This window comes from Pseudoalteromonas sp. P1-11, from assembly GCF_001399995.1.
GTDB classification, from domain to species: domain Bacteria; phylum Pseudomonadota; class Gammaproteobacteria; order Enterobacterales; family Alteromonadaceae; genus Pseudoalteromonas; species Pseudoalteromonas atlantica.
Window position 1 is genome coordinate 522,540 of sequence record NZ_LJSP01000002.1, and the last position, 17,045, is coordinate 539,584.

Annotated in this window: 15 protein-coding genes and 1 tRNA gene (1 of these 16 only partly in view); 6 read left to right on the forward strand and 10 right to left on the reverse strand. The window is 41.7% G+C overall.

Annotated features, from left to right (window positions below):
* Nucleotides 1-43 precede the first annotated feature (43 nt).
* From pspC to pspA, 3 genes are all read right to left on the reverse strand, one after another.
* A complete protein-coding gene (gene pspC, locus AN390_RS05035; protein WP_004586908.1) occupies nt 44-445 on the reverse strand; it encodes an envelope stress response membrane protein PspC in 402 nt (133 codons plus the stop codon).
* A complete protein-coding gene (gene pspB, locus AN390_RS05040) occupies nt 442-675 on the reverse strand; it encodes an envelope stress response membrane protein PspB (RefSeq protein WP_004586907.1) in 234 nt (77 codons plus the stop codon). Before pspB ends, pspC begins: the two co-directional genes overlap by 4 nt.
* A gap of 67 nt (nt 676-742) precedes the next feature.
* Entirely contained in the window at nt 743-1,402 is a 660-nt protein-coding gene (gene pspA / locus AN390_RS05045) for a phage shock protein PspA (RefSeq protein ID WP_004586906.1), read from the reverse strand.
* 186 nt (nt 1,403-1,588) lie between these two features.
* Between pspA and pspF the strand changes: the two genes are divergently transcribed.
* Genes pspF through AN390_RS05075 form a run of 6 tightly spaced genes read left to right on the forward strand, consistent with a single transcriptional unit; the run spans nt 1,589 to nt 7,944 of the window.
* A complete protein-coding gene (gene pspF / locus AN390_RS05050) occupies nt 1,589-2,653 on the forward strand; it encodes a phage shock protein operon transcriptional activator (RefSeq protein ID WP_055253116.1) in 1,065 nt (354 codons plus the stop codon).
* 15 nt (nt 2,654-2,668) lie between these two features.
* The gene (locus AN390_RS05055; RefSeq protein ID WP_055253117.1) at nt 2,669-4,276 is read left to right on the forward strand and encodes an ABC transporter substrate-binding protein; all 1,608 of its coding nucleotides are present in this window, start codon (nt 2,669-2,671) and stop codon (nt 4,274-4,276) included.
* The gene (locus AN390_RS05060; RefSeq protein WP_004586903.1) at nt 4,276-5,310 is read left to right on the forward strand and encodes an ABC transporter permease subunit; all 1,035 of its coding nucleotides are present in this window, start codon (nt 4,276-4,278) and stop codon (nt 5,308-5,310) included. Before AN390_RS05055 ends, AN390_RS05060 begins: the two co-directional genes overlap by 1 nt.
* A complete protein-coding gene (locus AN390_RS05065) occupies nt 5,297-6,190 on the forward strand; it encodes an ABC transporter permease subunit (protein WP_055253118.1) in 894 nt (297 codons plus the stop codon). Before AN390_RS05060 ends, AN390_RS05065 begins: the two co-directional genes overlap by 14 nt.
* Complete coding sequence (locus AN390_RS05070) at nt 6,191-7,183, forward strand: oligopeptide/dipeptide ABC transporter ATP-binding protein (RefSeq protein WP_004586901.1); 993 nt, start codon at nt 6,191-6,193, stop codon at nt 7,181-7,183.
* On the forward strand, nt 7,183-7,944 hold the full coding sequence (locus tag AN390_RS05075; protein ID WP_004586900.1) for an ATP-binding cassette domain-containing protein: 762 nt from the start codon (nt 7,183-7,185) through the stop codon (nt 7,942-7,944). Before AN390_RS05070 ends, AN390_RS05075 begins: the two co-directional genes overlap by 1 nt.
* 113 nt (nt 7,945-8,057) lie before the next feature.
* On the opposite strand, the gene AN390_RS05080 is transcribed toward AN390_RS05075, so the two are convergent.
* The 7 genes from AN390_RS05080 to AN390_RS05110 form a co-directional block, all read right to left on the reverse strand.
* Nucleotides 8,058-9,959, reverse strand: coding sequence for a SurA N-terminal domain-containing protein (locus tag AN390_RS05080; protein ID WP_024033800.1), 1,902 nt, complete (start codon nt 9,957-9,959; stop codon nt 8,058-8,060).
* A gap of 172 nt (nt 9,960-10,131) precedes the next feature.
* Nucleotides 10,132-10,431 carry an HU family DNA-binding protein gene (locus tag AN390_RS05085; RefSeq protein WP_286247754.1) on the reverse strand — a complete coding sequence of 100 codons (300 nt, stop codon included), beginning with the start codon at nt 10,429-10,431 and terminating at the stop codon, nt 10,132-10,134.
* Nucleotides 10,432-10,614: 183 nt separating this feature from the next.
* Nucleotides 10,615-12,975, reverse strand: coding sequence for an endopeptidase La (lon, locus tag AN390_RS05090; protein WP_029772555.1), 2,361 nt, complete (start codon nt 12,973-12,975; stop codon nt 10,615-10,617).
* 150 nt (nt 12,976-13,125) lie between these two features.
* Nucleotides 13,126-14,409, reverse strand: coding sequence for an ATP-dependent protease ATP-binding subunit ClpX (gene clpX, locus AN390_RS05095; RefSeq protein WP_004586896.1), 1,284 nt, complete (start codon nt 14,407-14,409; stop codon nt 13,126-13,128).
* A gap of 135 nt (nt 14,410-14,544) precedes the next feature.
* Nucleotides 14,545-15,162 (reverse strand): ATP-dependent Clp endopeptidase proteolytic subunit ClpP, encoded by a 618-nt coding sequence (gene clpP, locus AN390_RS05100; RefSeq protein WP_055253119.1) that lies wholly within the window; start codon nt 15,160-15,162, stop codon nt 14,545-14,547.
* A 163-nt stretch (nt 15,163-15,325) separates the two neighbouring features.
* Nucleotides 15,326-16,630 carry a trigger factor gene (gene tig, locus AN390_RS05105; RefSeq protein WP_004586894.1) on the reverse strand — a complete coding sequence of 435 codons (1,305 nt, stop codon included), beginning with the start codon at nt 16,628-16,630 and terminating at the stop codon, nt 15,326-15,328.
* A gap of 355 nt (nt 16,631-16,985) precedes the next feature.
* Nucleotides 16,986-17,045: transfer RNA gene (locus AN390_RS05110), tRNA-OTHER, on the reverse strand (it continues 55 nt past the right edge of the window).

A 17,045-nucleotide genomic window follows, 5' to 3' on the forward strand; every position in this document is an offset into this window, starting at 1 on the left:
TCATTGATGCTGTTAATCACCGAACAAAGTGCTATTAAATCCTTTAAAGTTTGTTGATTTCACGGCTAACCGTAAACTCGCTTGAAGTAACATGGCGCTCCATATCTTGAAGACGCGTGTCTATACGCGTTAAACGCTCTTTTAAGTCTTGCAATGCACGGCGCGGTGGCTCGCCTTTTTGCCATACTTTAAATTTAACTTCTAGCGGATCGTCAGTTTTAGTTGAGCTACTAGTATGTATAGTTGTGGGGTCTTTTTTATCTAAAATAAACCACGCTGCAATATACGCTACCACAAATAATGGGCCACCCGTTAGCAGTACCGCACTAACAAAAATAATGCGAACTAACCATAACTCCATATTAAAGTAGTCACTTAATCCCGCACATACACCGGCGATTTTACCGCGCTGTGGGTCTCTTAATAATTCGCGTTTGGCACTCATACTTTGCGCCTCCATTGTGGTGACTCTTGATCGAGTAATGCTTCAAGGGTTTCTACTCTATCAGCCATTTTTTCGGCCTTGTGGGCAAGTTCCAATAACTGGCGATGTTCATGCTCACTTAACCCTTGGCTCACTTGCTTTTTGCTACGGTAGTGCAAAATTAACCACAGTGGCGCAACAAAAATCATGAACAAGATAAATGGTGCAATTAGTATCTCTGGATCAAACATAATCCTCTCCTGACAATCCGTAATCGATGTTTTAAGCAGTGGGGCACTTTAAGTACCCCTTTATAAGTTATTTATCAGCTAGCTTCTTTTTAAGTTCGGCAAGCTCATCATCTATCTTTTCATTTTTTTGTAGGTCGGCAATTTCATCTGCAAGCGACTTTTTACCTAAATCGTAAGACTCTATTTGAGATTCTAGTCCATCAATTTTAGTTTCGTAGCGCTCAAAGCGATTAAGTGCATCTTCTACTTTAGAGCTATCAAGGGCTTTTTTCACTTCAAGGCGCGACTCAGCCGAACGTTGACGTAAAATAATTGCCTTTTGACGTGCTTTCGCATCGGCTAGCTTTTCTTGTAGAGTAGTGACTTCTTGCTGAAGTTTCTCAATATGAGACTCGACATGCTCAAGCTCAGACTCTACTGCTGCAACTGCTTCTGCCGATTTTTGCTTTTCAAGTAACGCTGAACGCGCTAAATCGTCGCGGTCTTTACTTAATGCAAGCTCTGCTTTGTCTTGCCAATCGCTTACTTGTGCTTTTAGTGTGTCTACACGACGTACTAATTCTTTTTTCTCAGCTAGTGTTTTAGCTGACGTAGAGCGCACCTCTACCAATGTGTCTTCCATCTCTTGGATAATAAGACGAACCATTTTTTCTGGGTCTTCTGCTTTATCTAAAATGGCATTGATATTAGAATTAACAATGTCTGCAAAACGCGAAAAAATTCCCATAACATTTACCTCTGTAATATAAACTTAGTTGGTCTGCTGTAACTAGTATCAATATGCTTGCCAACTTTTTAAAATCTAAAATACACTTTATTTTCATTAAGTTAAACTAAATATACAAATTCCTTTAGTTATCCCTGATTATGAAATACACTAACTGTTAGCAAAAATGACCAAGAGTTAGGAAAAATGAGCCAATATCGCCAACAGGATAATTTACTCGGCCAATCTGATAGCTTTTTAGCTGTACTTGATCAGGTATCGCAGTTAGCTAATTTAGATAAGCCAGTGCTTATTATTGGCGAGCGAGGAACCGGTAAAGAGCTTATAGCCGCCCGTTTACACTTTTTATCAAAGCGTTGGGATCAAAACTACGTAAAGCTTAACTGTGCAGCCCTTAACGAAAACCTCCTCGAAAGCGAATTATTTGGTCATGAAAGCGGTGCTTTTACCGGGGCAAGTAAACGTCACGAAGGTCGCTTTGAGCGTGCTAACAGCGGTACCTTATTTTTAGATGAGCTGGCTAATACATCGGCCATGGTACAAGAAAAGCTTCTGCGCGTTATAGAATACGGTGAATTTGAGCGGGTTGGTGGTAAACACACCGTAAAGGTAGATACTCGTTTAGTGTGTGCCACCAACGAAGATTTACCCCACCTTGCTGAGCAGGGCGAATTTAGAAGTGACTTACTTGACCGCTTAGCCTTTGATGTAATTACCCTGCCACCACTGCGCGAACGTCAAGACGATATTATGCTACTCGCTGAGCAATTTGCCATGAATATGGCACGCGATTTAGAGTGGGAGTTATTTAGTGGCTTTACCCGCAGCGCCACCGAAACCCTGCTAAATTACGATTGGCCGGGTAATATACGCGAGCTTAAAAATGTAGTTGAGCGAAGTTTGTATCGTCATGGTAATGAACATATTCCCGTTCACCAGATTATTTTAGACCCATTTGAAAGCCGTTTTAGACCCAAAGCACGCATTAAAGCTCCTATTGCAACACCTGTTGCCCCAGCTGAGCCTACAACACTAGCCACACCTGTTAGCGAGCTTAGTAACGAGCTTAGCGCCCCAATTGAATTTCCGTGTAGCTTAAAAGAGCGCTCAAACGAATTTGAAATAAATATGATTAATAAAGCCCTTGAGCATAGCCAATTTAATCAAAAGAAAACTGCAGAAGTACTCGGTTTAACGTATCATCAATTACGTGGTTATCTTAAAAAATACAATTTATTAGAAGATAAATAGTTAGAGGTTATGCGAGTGCATAAAATACTACTTGTTTTACTAGCCAGCACCTTAACAGGCTGCTTTGATAGTAAAGAAGAAATTATAGAAGAGAAAAACCAAGGCCTCGTTTATTGCGCCGAAGCGAACCCTGTGTCGTTTAATCCGCAAGTAACAACCACTGGCTCAACTATTGATATTATTGCTAATCAGTTATTTGACCGTTTAATTAGTATTGACCCCGTTACTGCAGATTTTAAAAGTGAGCTGGCAACCGATTGGAAAATTAGCAACGATGGAAAGTCGGTTACCTTTACGCTGCGTAAAGGCGTGAAATTTCATTCTACCTCGTACTTTACCCCTACTCGCGATTTTAACGCTGATGATGTTATTTTTACCTTTAGCCGATTATTTGACGTGTACAACCCGTACCATTTTGTAGGCGATGCAAACTACCCGTATTTTCAAAGTGTGGGGCTCGATCAGCTTATTCGTAAAATTGTGCGCGTGTCTGACTATCAAGTGCGCTTTGAGCTATTTCACCCAGAAAGTAGTTTTTTAACGAACATGGCCACCGACTTTGCCGTGGTGCTGTCGCAAGAATACGCAATGCAATTAAAAGCGCGAGATCAAACTAATTTATTTGATCAGTACCCTATTGGCACAGGCCCCTACATTTATAAAGAGTACCGACGCGATCACTTAGTGCGCTTTTACCGCAACCCCCTTTATTGGAAGCACGATGTTGCCCTTGAACAGCTGGTTTACGACATTACGACAAACGGCACTACGCGCATAGCAAAAATGCTCACTAAAGAGTGCGATGTAACCGCGCACCCAAGTAGCGCACAACTGAGTATTTTAGCGCAACGTGACGATATTAACGTTGAAAAAGAAACCAATTTAAATATTGGTTATTGGGCCTTTAATACTGAGCGCGCCCCTTTTGATGACATTAAAGTGCGCAGAGCCCTTGCGCATGCAATTGATATAGACAAAATAATGCAAGCCGTTTATTACGGTAATGGTATACGCGCGCAATCTATTTTACCGCCGACCTCGTGGGGCTTTGAACCACAAGAAAACATGCCTATGTTTGACCCAGAGCTAGCTAAAAAACTACTCATAGAAGCGGGGTTACCGAATGGCTTTGATATGACCATTTGGGCAATGCCGGTGAGTCGAATATACAATCCTAATGCCCGTAAAATGGCTGAGCTGATGCAAAGCGATTTACGAAAAATAGGTGTTAACGTAAGTATTGTTGAGTACGAGTGGAATACTTTTATTCAGCGTATAGGTGAGCACCGCCACGATAGCGTATTACTCGGCTGGGCTGCCGATACCCCCGATCCAGATAACTTTTTTAGCCCATTGCTAAGCTGCACTGCCACTTTTAGCGGTAAAAACCCAGCCAATTGGTGTAACCCGCAGTTTGACTTATTGCTTACCCAAGCGCTCGACACCACCGATTTAAGCTTACGCAAACAGTATTACGATCAGGTTCAAGCGCTCATTGTAGATCAGCTTCCGTTAGTGCCTATTGCTCATGGTATGCGTTTTCAAGCAAATAGTGCCGATGTAGAAGGGATAACCCTTGGCCCATTTGGGGCTATTTCACTCGCAAATGCGAGGAAAAAATAATGATACTTGATTATATATTACGCCGCCTTGGCTTGTTTTTGTTCATGATTTTAATGCTAAGCATATTTACTTTTTCGCTTAGCTACTTGTTCCCAGGGGATCCGCTTAGCAACCTAAGTGGCATTCCTAGCGGTAATTTTTCTCAGCACAGTGAGCTTGAAGATAAATACATGTATGACAGCAACTACGTTATGCAGTATTTAGCGTTTTTAGGGCGTATATTTCAAGGTGACTGGGGCGTGTCGTTTGCCTCGGGAGATAACGTTTTTCAGCACATTTTAGATTTAATTCCAGCAACTTTAGAGCTGTGTGTTTATGCGCTTATTGTATCGGTTGTGGTAGGCGTACCAGCGGGCATTTTGGCCTCAGCATATACACGCCGTTGGCCAGATAAATTAATTAGCTCTACCACCATGATTGGTTACTCTATTCCGGTTTTTTGGTTAGCGCTGTTACTTATTATGATTTTTTCGCTCAAACTGGGCTGGTTTCCTATGTCGGGTAGAATGGGGTTACTATTTGAAATACCGCCTAATACCGGGTTTATATTAATCGATATTATGCTCGCAGGCTTCCCCTACAAAGGTGAAGCATTTATAGATGCACTGCATCACTTAACACTGCCAACCATAGTACTGGCCATGTTTCCTACCACTGTTTTAGTGCGCTTTACCCGCGACTCTATGCTTAAAGTAATGGATCAAAGCTTTATAAAAACGGCCAGGGCAAAAGGCCTTAATCGCCGCCAATTAATCATGCATCATGCGCTACGCAATGCGCTATTGCCGGTAATAAAACAAATAGGACTGCAATTTAGTACGCTTATTACGCTTGCCATGATAACCGAAGTTATTTTTTCTTGGCCGGGTATTGGCCGTTGGCTAATCGATAGTATTTACCAACGAGACTACCCTGCTATTCAAGGCGGTTTAATGGCGGTGTCTATGTTTGTTATTATTGCCACTATTGTTGCCGAGCTTACATATACTCTGTTCGACCCAATTTCGCGGAATCAGGCACATGGTAAAGTTTAAATTATTTTCTGAAGAGTCGAATAAATCGCCGCTGGCGCGTTTTTGGCGCAAATTTAAAAACAATCACCCCGCCTTGGTGGGATTATGGATTTTTATGGCGTTTGCGTTATTGGCCGCCAGTGCGCCCTTTTTAGCGCCGTATGGAGTTAACCAGCAACATAGCGATGCTTTACTTATACCGCCATCATGGCGAGAAATGGGCGATGTGCGCTTTATTTTAGGCACTGATGATTTAGGACGCGATGTACTCTCGCGCTTAATGAATGGCGCAACTTACACGTTTGGCTTATCGGTGGTGGCTGCATTAATTACCACCATTATTGGTGTGCTTGTTGGCACTTTTGCCGGCATTAGCCGCGGCCTGCGCTCAAGCTTTTTAAATCACTTGCTTGATATCACGCTCTCTATTCCGTCTTTGCTATTGGCGATTATTATTATTGCAGTGCTTGGGCCGGGCTTAATGAATACAGTGTGGGCCATTATACTGGCGTTATTACCGCAATTTATTCACTCTATTCGTAATTTAATTGTTGATGAGCTAAGCAAAGACTACATTACCGCTTTTAGGCTTGATGGTGCCTCTAACTGGCATATTTTGTCGCGGGGTATTTTTCCTAATATTTATGAACACATTGTGGTTATTTTTACCACCGCGCTTTCTACTGCTATTTTAGATATTGCCGCCTTAGGCTTTTTAAAACTAGGTGCACAGCCCCCTACTACCGAATGGGGCGCCATACTGGCTGAGAATTTAGGCCTTATATATTTAGCACCTTGGACCGTTGCGCTACCGGGTGTATTATTATTTTTAGCGGTTTTGTCTACCAATTTAGTAGGTGATGGCCTACGAAAAGTGCTTAAAGCACGTAAGGCTGATTAAATGCAATTACTCGACGTTAGAAATTTAACCATAGAGCTGCGTACCTCAGAAACGGTAATTCGCGCTGTAGACAGAGTCAGCTTTAGCCTAAAAGAAGGCGAAGTACATGGCTTGGTGGGTGAGTCGGGCTCTGGTAAAAGCTTAATAGCCAAAGCCATTGTTGGGGTACTTAACGAACGCTGGCATATAACAGCCGATAGAATGCATTGGCGCGGTGTTGATTTAATGCGCTTAACCCCAGAGCAACGCAGAAAAACAGTCAGCCAAGACATTGCGATGATTTACCAAGACCCTAGCCGTTGCCTTGACCCAACCGCTAAAATATTTGACCAAATAGCCGAAACACTGCCTGAAACATCCACTAAAGGCTTTTTTTTAAAGCGCAATAGAGAACGTAAAGACCGCGTAAAAGCACTTATCCATAAAGTGGGTATTAAAAACCACGACGCTGTGCTTGATAGTTACCCGCACGAGCTCTCAGAAGGCGTGTGCCAAAAGGTCATGATTGCCATGGCCATAGCTCGGACTCCTAAGCTACTAATTGCTGATGAGCCGACTACAGCGCTTGAAAGCACCACCCGTGCACAGGTATTTAGGTTGCTAAAAAGCTTAAATCAATTAAAAAACATGTCTATTTTGATGATTTCTCATGAGCTTGAAGAAATAGCCGACTGGTCGCACGGTATTCATGTTTTATATTGTGGGCAAATGGTTGAAGCCGGCCCAACGCAACGTATTTTTCGCCAACCTCGCCACCCTTACACGCAAGCGTTATTAAAAAGCTTACCCAATTATGAGCAAGGCTTAGCACACAAAGAACCCTTTTATGCACTTAAAGGCACTATCCCTACTTTGCAACATTTACCTATCGGTTGCCGATTAGGCCCACGCTGCCCTCAAGCACAAAAAGAATGTGTAATTACCCCTGCACTTACTAAGCACCATGGGCACAGCTATGCGTGTCATTTTCCGCTTATTAAGGAGATGAAGTAATGCAACCGGTATTAAAAGTACAAGCGCTTTGTAAAACCTTTAACATACGTGCCGGTTTATTTAGCCGCAAAAAATTTGAGGTACTAAAAAATATCTCTTTTTGTGTGGGCAAAGGCGAAACAATCGCAGTAATCGGTGAAACCGGTGCGGGTAAAAGTACACTCGCTAAATTACTCGCAGGGGCAGATAGCGCTGACAGTGGGCAAATTTTATTAGAAAGTAACATTATTGAAGATGACGGCGTGCGCGATGATCAATGTCGACATATCCGCATGATATTCCAAGACTCCGCTGCCTCGCTCAATCCGGGTCTCACCATAGGTGATATGCTAGATGATTGCTTGCAGTATAATACAGATTCAGACCAACTGGCTCGCCAAGAAAAAATAGATGCCACGCTTTCTAAAGTGGGGCTGCTAATCGATCATCAACATTATTACCCTCACATGTTTAGTGTAGGCCAATTGCAGCGTGTAGCGTTGGCGCGGGCGCTCATTTTAGACCCTAAAGTGGTGGTGCTTGATGAAGCGCTGTCGGCTTTAGATCCCTCCGTTCGTGCGCAAACAGTTAACTTATTACTTAAGCTGCAAAAAGAAACCGGTTTAACTTATGTACTCATTACGCACCATTTAAGTTTAGTACGCCATATCAGCGATCAGCTAGTGGTGCTTGAAAAAGGTGAGGTAGTAGAATATGGGCGTACCGAAGAGGTGTTTCAAAATCCGCAATCAAAAGTAACACAGCGCTTAATTTGCTGTTAATACTAAGCTTATATTTATAAAACAATACTGCCTAATCATTTTACTAAGCACATTGAAGTTATAAAAAAGGCGCGTTACTTATAAAGTAACGCGCCTTTTTTAATGCGTCGCGATTATTCTGCTGCTTGCTCTACCACGGGTAGGTTTAGCTCAGCTTTAGCCTTTAAAGACTCAATAAACGCTAAATAGTTTTTGTTAGCTTGCGCCATAGTAATGTTTTGCTGTACTTGCGGGTCGATATTTGCGGTTACTTGCGCATCGCTTACCGATTTAAGTGCAACAATTGCCGCATCACCGTTGTTTAAATCAACTACGTCTGTGCTTGGTGTATCATTAGGACGAGGCATTTTAAACGCTTGCGTTACAATAGCAGGCGAAACCGTGTAGCTTTGACGCGTTAAGCTCGCTTCTTCACGTACCGTTAGGTTTTGCTCACTCGCCACATCGCTTAGCGTTTTACCCGCTTGAACTTGTGCAAATAACTCACGTGCTTTTTCTTTAGCAAGTGTTGATGCTTTTTCATTAACTAAACGTGTTTTGATTTGCTCACTCACTTGCGCAAGCGGTTTAGTTGCAGATGGCTCGTATTTATTTACACGTACTACAATAACGTGCTCATCACCTAGCTCAATCACTTCTGAGTTTACTTTATCTTCAAGTAATTCTACTGAGAACAACTGAGAAATTACCGCAGGTGTATTAAGTGGCTCTGGCAATGCATTACGTGCAACAAGTGGCGTGGTTTTAACTTCAACATCTGCCACTTCTGCAGCATCGTCTAAACGGTCAGAAATTTCAAATGCTAAGGCACCCATTTCAGTTTGCTTTTCGTAAAACGCATCTACTTTTTCAGTTTGCTCAAGCTCTGCACGCAAGTCGGCTTTTACGTCGTCATACGCTTTTACTTGCTCTGGCTGTAAGTCAGTAAGTTTAATGATGTGATAACCAAACTCTGATGCTACAACCTCTGAAATATCACCTTTGTTTTGAAGCGCAAATGCAGCATCTTCAAAAGCTGGGTCCATTACATCGCGCTCAATCCACTCTAGGTCGCCGCCCATTTCGCCACTCACAACATCATCAGATGATGACTCCGCAAGCTGTGCAAAATCAGCACCTTGCTCTAACTGCTCATGTAATGCGTTGGCTTTTTCAAGCGCGGCATCATCATCTTCGCTGTTATCAATTAAAATGTGCGATACACGGCGTTTTTCAGGCTCGATGTATTGTGCTTTATTTTGCTCATAATACGCTTTTACGTCGTCTTCTGTTACCGACTCTACGGTGATATCTTGTGCTTTAAGCTCAATGTAATCAACCGATACACGCTCTGGCGATAAAAATTGTGATGCGTTTAGCTCGTAGTAATCAGCAATTTCTTGCTCAGATACGTCTACGTTTGCTTGTAACGCTTCTTTGCTTAACACAAGGTAGTCTATGCTACGCGTTTGCTGCTGCAGGGCTGCAGCGCGTTTAAGCTCGTTTTCAAGTGCAAACTCAGTACCAGCAACCGCAGACACTAATTGGCTGCGTGTCATGTCTTTACGTAAGTACTCACGAAAAGCATCTGGTTGAAAGTTCATTTGACGAATTACTTGTAGGTAACGGTCGTTATTAAATTTTTCACCAATTTGAAAGTACGGTAGTTCTAAAATTGTTTTACGTACGCTGTCGTCGCTTACGCGAAGGCCTAAATCTGCCGCTAATTGTGATTGCAATTCTTGTTGTACTAAGCGGTCAATTACACCTTGACGAATTTGCGCCATGTAATTTGGATCTGCACTGATTTGTGCAAAGTATTCGCCAAATTGTTGCTCTAAACGGCTACGTTCGTTTTGATAAGCACGATTAAATTCGGTTTGGCTAATTTTAATTCCATTTACTTCAGCAACGGGTTGTTCTGGGGTTTGACCTAAGTAACTACCGATCCCTGCTAAGGCAAAAGATAAAATCACCGCGCCTAAAATTATTTTGGCTACAGGACCCTGTGAGCCCTCTCTGATTTTCTCAAGCATTTGTTTATCTCTTATTGATCAAGGTATTTTACCTTGTCATATGTAAAAAAAGCGTATCTTACCAGATACGCTTTTTCACTTGAAGTAACTGGCGGTGAAGTTACTTAATTCATCGATTAGGATAATTAAGTTTATATACACTCGCCATAACTAATCTGTATTTAAACAGTGATTAGTTTACTGCGTCTTTCAGCGCTTTACCGGCTTTGAAAGAAGGAATATTTGCCGCAGCGATTTGGATAGTTTCACCAGTTTGTGGGTTACGGCCTGAACGAGCAGCACGCTCGCGTACTGAGAAAGTACCAAAACCTACAAGTGCAACTGAATCGCCATCTTTAAGCGCTCCAGATACAGACTCGATGAATGAATCTAGTGCACGACCTGCAGCCGCTTTAGAAATGTCAGCGTCAGCTGCGATTTGATCGATTAATTGAGATTTATTCACAATATCATCCTCTTTCATTGTTATTATCAAGAGCGATTGTTTTTTAAACTAACATCACTTTTTTGAAAATTTTAGAGCAAACTTTTAATGCTCACATGATTATATTTTTCTTAAGCCTAGGCCCCATAAGGGCTAGGCTCGAAAACCAGTGCTTAACTTATCATACCGATTAGATTTGAAAAGCCCTTTAAAGCACTTTTTTTGGGTTTTTTATTGGTTTTTCGGTGTTTCGACTGAAAAACTCTCAACAGGATGCACTAAAGCTAACTTTAATACTTCATCAATCCATGTAACTGGGTGAACATCTAAGCCTGCCAGTACGTTATCTGGGATCTCTTTTAAGTCACGTTCGTTAATTTTAGGAATGATGACTGTTTTAATTCCACCACGGTGTGCAGCAAGTAGTTTCTCTTTTAAACCACCAATAGGCAGTACTTCACCGCGCAGTGTTATTTCACCTGTCATTGCTACATCGGCTTTAACGGGGTTACCTGTTAAGCTCGATACTAAACCCGTTACCATTGCTGCACCGGCACTTGGGCCATCTTTAGGGGTCGCACCCTCTGGTACATGCACATGAATGTCGCGTTTTTCGTAAAAATCGTTATTAATACGGAACGTATCAGCACGATTACGAACCACCGTCATGGCCGCTTGTATTGACTCTTGCATTACATCGCCCAGTGAGCCTGTGTAGCTTAATTTGCCTTTACCTGGCACAGCCGCACATTCAATGGTCAGTAAATCGCCGCCTACTTCGGTCCACGCTAAGCCTGTTACCTGGCCAATGCGATCGCCGTCTTCGGCTTTACCGTAGTCGTAGCGCTGTACCCCTAAAAACTCTTCTAGGTTATCTTGATTGACAGTGACTGTTTTAGTCTCTTTATCAAGTAAGATATTTTTAACGGCTTTACGACATAGTTTAGATACTTCGCGCTCTAAATTACGTACGCCCGCTTCACGCGTGTAGTAACGAATAATGCCAATAATAGCACTGTCTTCTATTACTAGCTCAGAAGGTTTTAAACCATTGCGTTTAACTTGCTTAGTAATTAAGTGCTCTTTTGCAATGTTTAGCTTTTCATCTTCGGTGTAACCCGATAAGCGAATAACTTCCATTCTGTCCAATAATGGACCAGGAATATTAAAGCTGTTTGATGTTGCTACAAACATTACATCCGATAAATCGTAATCAACTTCTAAGTAGTGATCAGCAAAGTGGCTGTTTTGCTCCGGATCGAGCACCTCTAATAATGCTGATGCTGGGTCGCCGCGCATATCTGATGACATTTTGTCGATTTCATCTAACAAGAATAATGGGTTTTTAACGCCCACTTTTGTCATGTTTTGAATCAGCTTGCCTGGCATAGAGCCAATGTAAGTACGACGATGGCCACGAATTTCAGCTTCGTCACGTACACCACCTAAAGCCATACGAACATATTTACGACCCGTAGAGCGTGCAATAGACTGCCCTAGTGATGTTTTACCAACACCCGGTGGTCCTACTAAACATAAAATAGGCCCTTTAAGCTTATTAGTACGTTGTTGCACCGCGAGGTATTCAATTATGCGTTCTTTAACTTTATCTAAGCCGTGGTGATCGCTATCAAGAATTTTTTGCGCGCCTGCTAAGTCCTTTTTCACTTTAGAGCGTTTTTTCCATGGTACGTTAATTAACGTATCAATGTATGAACGCACTACAGTGGCCTCTGCAGACATTGGCGACATCATTTTAAGTTTATTAAGCTCAGCTGATGCTTTTTCTTTCGCTTCTTCTGGCATACCTGATTCTTCAATACGCTTTTTAAGCGCTTCAAATTCGTCAGGTACATCATCAAGCTCACCAAGTTCTTTTTGAATGGCTTTCATTTGCTCGTTGAGGTAGTACTCGCGCTGAGACTTTTCCATCTGCTTTTTCACGCGGGTACGAATTTTTTTCTCAACTTGCAATAAGTCTATTTCACCTTCCATCAGTGCCATTAAGTATTCTAAGCGCTCTGTAACACTTGAAATTTCTAACACTTTTTGTTTTTCAGGCACTTTTAATGGCATATGCGCTGCCATTGTATCGGCAAGGCGTGCTGGCTCATCAATACCTGAAACAGAGGTTAATACCTCAGGTGGAATTTTTTTATTAAGTTTTACATAGCCTTCAAACTGGCTAACAGCGCTGCGGATGAAAATATCTTGCTCTTGCTCATCCACTGAATCAGATTCGATGAACTGAGCATTCGCTACAAAAAACTCATCGTTATCTACAAATTCTTCAATTTGTGCGCGCTGCGTACCTTCAACTAAAACTTTAACTGTACCGTCTGGTAACTTTAATAACTGAAGTACAGTAGCAATAGTACCGATACGGTAAATATCATCTTGCTCAGGTTCGTCTACAGTTGCATCTTTTTGTGCAACCAAGAAAATTTGTTTGTCTTTATCCATTGCCGCTTCGAGGCATTTTATTGATTTTTCACGGCCTACAAAAAGCGGGATCACCATGTGCGGATATACCACAACATCGCGCAGTGCTAACACTGGGATTTCGACTCGATCGGTTCTCTCAAGCGTCATTATAGTTTCTCTTCGCACTTCATTTATTTAAAAGATTACTCAAGTATATGGGGATAATCTAATTAAAGTTCAACAATTTTCCCCAACTCGTTCAAATTAATTATAAAAAAAGGAGCCTAAGGCTCCTTTTTTATACAAATAGCTTAAAAACTACTCTGATGCAGCTTTATCTTGATTATTGTTTTCATAAATCAAGATTGGGTCAGATTCACCTTTAATCACGGTTTCATCTATAACCACTTTGCTTACATCATCCATTGATGGCAGCTCATACATAGTATCAAGCAGTACGCCTTCAACAATTGAGCGAAGTCCGCGAGCACCTGTTTTACGCTCCATTGCTTTGTGAGCAATAGCGCTTAGTGCATCATCACGGAACTCTAATTCAACGTCTTCCATACCAAACAATACAGAGAACTGTTTAGTAATGGCGTTTTTAGGTTCACTTAGTATTTGTACAAGTGCCGCTTCATCAAGCTCAGTTAATGTAGCAACAACAGGTAAACGACCAATAAACTCTGGAATTAAGCCGTACTTAACTAAATCTTCTGGCTCTACGTCTTTAAATGTTTCGCTTAAAGAGCGGCTCGACGCTGACTCTTTAACGTTAACACCAAAGCCAATTCCGGTATTTTTATGGCTACGCTGTTCGATTACTTTATCTAGGCCTGCAAAGGCACCACCACAGATAAATAAAATCTTAGAGGTATCAACCTGTAAAAACTCTTGCTGCGGGTGCTTACGACCACCTTGTGGTGGTACTGAGGCAACCGTGCCTTCAATTAGTTTAAGCAGCGCTTGTTGTACGCCCTCACCCGACACGTCACGTGTAATAGATGGGTTATCTGATTTACGCGAAATTTTGTCAATTTCATCAATGTAAACAATACCACGTTGCGCTTTTTCTACGTCGTAGTCACATTTTTGTAGCAGTTTTTGAATGATGTTTTCTACATCTTCACCTACATAACCGGCTTCGGTTAGTGTAGTTGCATCTGCCATAGTAAACGGTACATCAAGTAAACGCGCAAGTGTTTCTGCCAGTAATGTTTTACCACTACCTGTAGGGCCAATAAGCAAAATGTTACTTTTACCTAGTTCTACTTCTTGCTTTGTAGATTGGTTACGTAGGCGCTTGTAGTGATTGTATACCGCTACAGACAATACTTTTTTAGCATGGTCTTGACCAATTACGTAGTCATCTAAGTGATTACGAATTTCTTTTGGCACAGGTAGTTTATCAGACGAATTATGCTTAGGAGCAATGTCTTTGATTTCTTCCCTGATAATATCGTTACACAGCTCTACACATTCATCACAAATGTATACTGAAGGACCTGCAATTAATTTACGCACTTCGTGTTGGCTTTTGCCACAAAAAGAGCAGTATAACAATTTATTACTTTTGTCGCCGTCTGTAGGAGTGTCAGACATTCAGCTACCTCTTTTATACGTTGGCTGCCAAATAAGGTTGGCAACTATTTCAAATTCGCTTTTAACTATACCAAAATTTACTGGTTTTCGCATAGTAACTCAAAGTGGCAAGCAATTATTTGCTTGCCTACACGCTTACTTGCTTTCGCGACTTGTAAACACTGAGTCAACCAGGCCGTAATCTACAGCTTGTGATGCACTCATAAAGTTATCACGGTCAGTATCGCGTGAAATAACATCTAATGGCTGGCCTGTATGCTCTGCCATTAAGCGGTTAAGTTTGTCTTTAATAGACAGAATTTCTTTTGCGTGTATTTCAAAGTCAGATGCTTGACCTTGGAAACCACCTAACGGTTGGTGAATCATTACACGTGAGTTTGGTAAACAAAAACGCTTACCTTTAGCGCCAGCAGTAAGCAAAAATGCGCCCATGCTTGCCGCTTGGCCAACACAAATTGTACTTACATCTGGTTTGATGAAGTTCATTGTATCGTAAATTGCCATACCAGCGGTTACCGAACCACCTGGTGAATTAATATATAAAAAGATATCTTTTTCAGGGTTCTCTGATTCTAAAAATAGCATTTGCGCTAAAATTAGGTTTGCCATGTTGTCTTCAACTTGGCCCGTTAAAAAGATAATTCGCTCTTTTAATAGACGCGAATAAATGTCATACGAGCGCTCACCTTTAGCTGTTTGTTCAACAACCATAGGGACTAATGCATTTAGGGGATCTGTCATACCAGTGTTCATACTTTTTTAATTCCTTATGCGCTTATGCTTTTTCTTACTAAAGGAAGCATAGTTATCATTTTTCGCAAATTATGGGGCACAAACTAAAATGGCCCGGGCACACTGCATAAACAGAGTAACACGAGCCATTTAATCGTTAGCGAGCGCTTAAGTCAATGACTTATTAAGCACCTTGCTGAGGATTCATGATGTCATCAAATGCTTTTTCAACGTCAGACACGTTTGCTTTAGCTAAAATAGCTTCAACAGCTTGCTCTTCCATTGCAACATTACGCATTTGCTGCATAAGTTGATCATTTGCTTTGTAGTATTCTACTACTTCAGTTGGATCTTCGTAAGCAGATGCAACTGTAGCAATTAATGCTTCAACTTTTTCATCATCAACTTTGATATCGTTTGCTTTGATCACTTCACCTAGTAATAGGCCAGTTTTAACGCGAGTTACAGCTTGCTCGTGGAACAATTCAGCTGGAAGCTCAGGCATGTTTTTAGCGTCGCCACCAAAACGTTGAGCTGCTTGCTGACGTAATGCGTCAACTTCTTGATCAATAAGTGCTTTAGGCACTTCGATTTCGTTGTTTTCTAAAAGACCTTTAATCGCTTGGTCTTTCACGTTAGCTTTAACCGCTTGGTCTAGCTCACGTGTCATGTTCTTTTTAACTTCTTCTTTAAGCGCGTCTACGCCGCCTTCGGTAACACCGAACTTAGTTGCAAACTCTTCGCTTAATTCAGGTAGCTCTTGTGCTTCAACTTTTTTCACTGTGATAGTGAATTGAGCCGCTTTACCTTTCAGGTTTTCAGCGTGGTAATCTTCAGGGAAAGTTACATCAGCAACTACTTCTTCGCCTGCTTTTTTACCAACGATGTTGTCTTCAAAACCTGGGATCATACGACCTTGGCCAAGCTCAAGTGGGAAGTCTTCAGCTTTGCCGCCTTCAAACTCTTCACCGTCGATAGTACCTACGAAATCAACTGTTACACGGTCGTTTTCGCCAGCAGCTGCGTCAACATCAGCCCAAGAAGCGTGTTGCTTACGAAGTGTTTCTAGCATGTTTGCTAAATCTTCGTCAGTTACTGTTACTGCTGGTTTTTCTACTGCAATTTTGTCTAAACCTTGAACTTCAACTTCAGGGTATACTTCAAACGTTGCTGTAAACTCTAAATCTTTACCTGCTTCAAGTGATTTAGGTGCAAATGATGGTGCGCCAGCAGGGTTAATTTTTTCAGCAACAATTGCTTCAATGTAGTTACGCTGCATTACTTCGCCAGCTACTTCTTGACGAACCGCAGGTCCAAAACGCTTGTTAATTACTGAAACTGGTACTTTACCAGCACGGAAGCCATCGATACGCTGCGTTTTTGACAGTTGTTGTAAGCGTTTTTTTACTTCGGTCTCAACGTTCTCTGCAGGAACGGTGATGGTCAGACGGCGCTCAAGGCCTTGAGTCGTCTCAACAGAAACTTGCATGATTTACCTCAATATTCAATTTTGGCGACTGTTCGCCTTCCTTACAAACAAAGTAATCTTCATGAGTCTTGATAAATTTTAAAGCGATTTTTCACTAAAAAGCATCCGTCACTACCATGAGATCCCATTGCTGCTCTGCCCTTCGGGCACTATGTTAAACAATAGACGCGGCATTATAACCTAATAATTATGATAGTCGAGTGTAGGGGGCAATTATTTGGACTAGTTTAGCTACGATCGAGACCAACTGCGTAAAAAACAGACTAACTGGTACGTTAAAGCGATATTTTAGTAGGAAGTAAATAGAAGTTATTGCTGAGTGATTACTCGTTTACTTTCTTTAAGGTTAAGAAAGTGGTCGGCGATGCAGGATTTGAACCTGCGACCCCTTGGACCCAAACCAAGGCGGCGACCA

What these genes read in the sequence shown, in the direction of transcription:
- pspC (WP_004586908.1), bottom strand. Translation starts at nt 445, where the DNA reads ATGAGTGCCAAACGCGAATTATTAAGAGACCCACAGCGCGGTAAAATC.
- pspB (WP_004586907.1), bottom strand. Translation starts at nt 675, where the DNA reads ATGTTTGATCCAGAGATACTAATTGCACCATTTATCTTGTTCATGATT.
- pspA (WP_004586906.1), bottom strand. Translation starts at nt 1,402, where the DNA reads ATGGGAATTTTTTCGCGTTTTGCAGACATTGTTAATTCTAATATCAAT.
- pspF (WP_055253116.1), top strand. Translation starts at nt 1,589, where the DNA reads ATGAGCCAATATCGCCAACAGGATAATTTACTCGGCCAATCTGATAGC.
- AN390_RS05060 (WP_004586903.1), top strand. Translation starts at nt 4,276, where the DNA reads ATGATACTTGATTATATATTACGCCGCCTTGGCTTGTTTTTGTTCATG.
- AN390_RS05065 (WP_055253118.1), top strand. Translation starts at nt 5,297, where the DNA reads ATGGTAAAGTTTAAATTATTTTCTGAAGAGTCGAATAAATCGCCGCTG.
- AN390_RS05070 (WP_004586901.1), top strand. Translation starts at nt 6,191, where the DNA reads ATGCAATTACTCGACGTTAGAAATTTAACCATAGAGCTGCGTACCTCA.
- AN390_RS05075 (WP_004586900.1), top strand. Translation starts at nt 7,183, where the DNA reads ATGCAACCGGTATTAAAAGTACAAGCGCTTTGTAAAACCTTTAACATA.
- AN390_RS05080 (WP_024033800.1), bottom strand. Translation starts at nt 9,959, where the DNA reads ATGCTTGAGAAAATCAGAGAGGGCTCACAGGGTCCTGTAGCCAAAATA.
- lon (WP_029772555.1), bottom strand. Translation starts at nt 12,975, where the DNA reads ATGACGCTTGAGAGAACCGATCGAGTCGAAATCCCAGTGTTAGCACTG.
- clpX (WP_004586896.1), bottom strand. Translation starts at nt 14,409, where the DNA reads ATGTCTGACACTCCTACAGACGGCGACAAAAGTAATAAATTGTTATAC.
- clpP (WP_055253119.1), bottom strand. Translation starts at nt 15,162, where the DNA reads ATGAACACTGGTATGACAGATCCCCTAAATGCATTAGTCCCTATGGTT.
- tig (WP_004586894.1), bottom strand. Translation starts at nt 16,630, where the DNA reads ATGCAAGTTTCTGTTGAGACGACTCAAGGCCTTGAGCGCCGTCTGACC.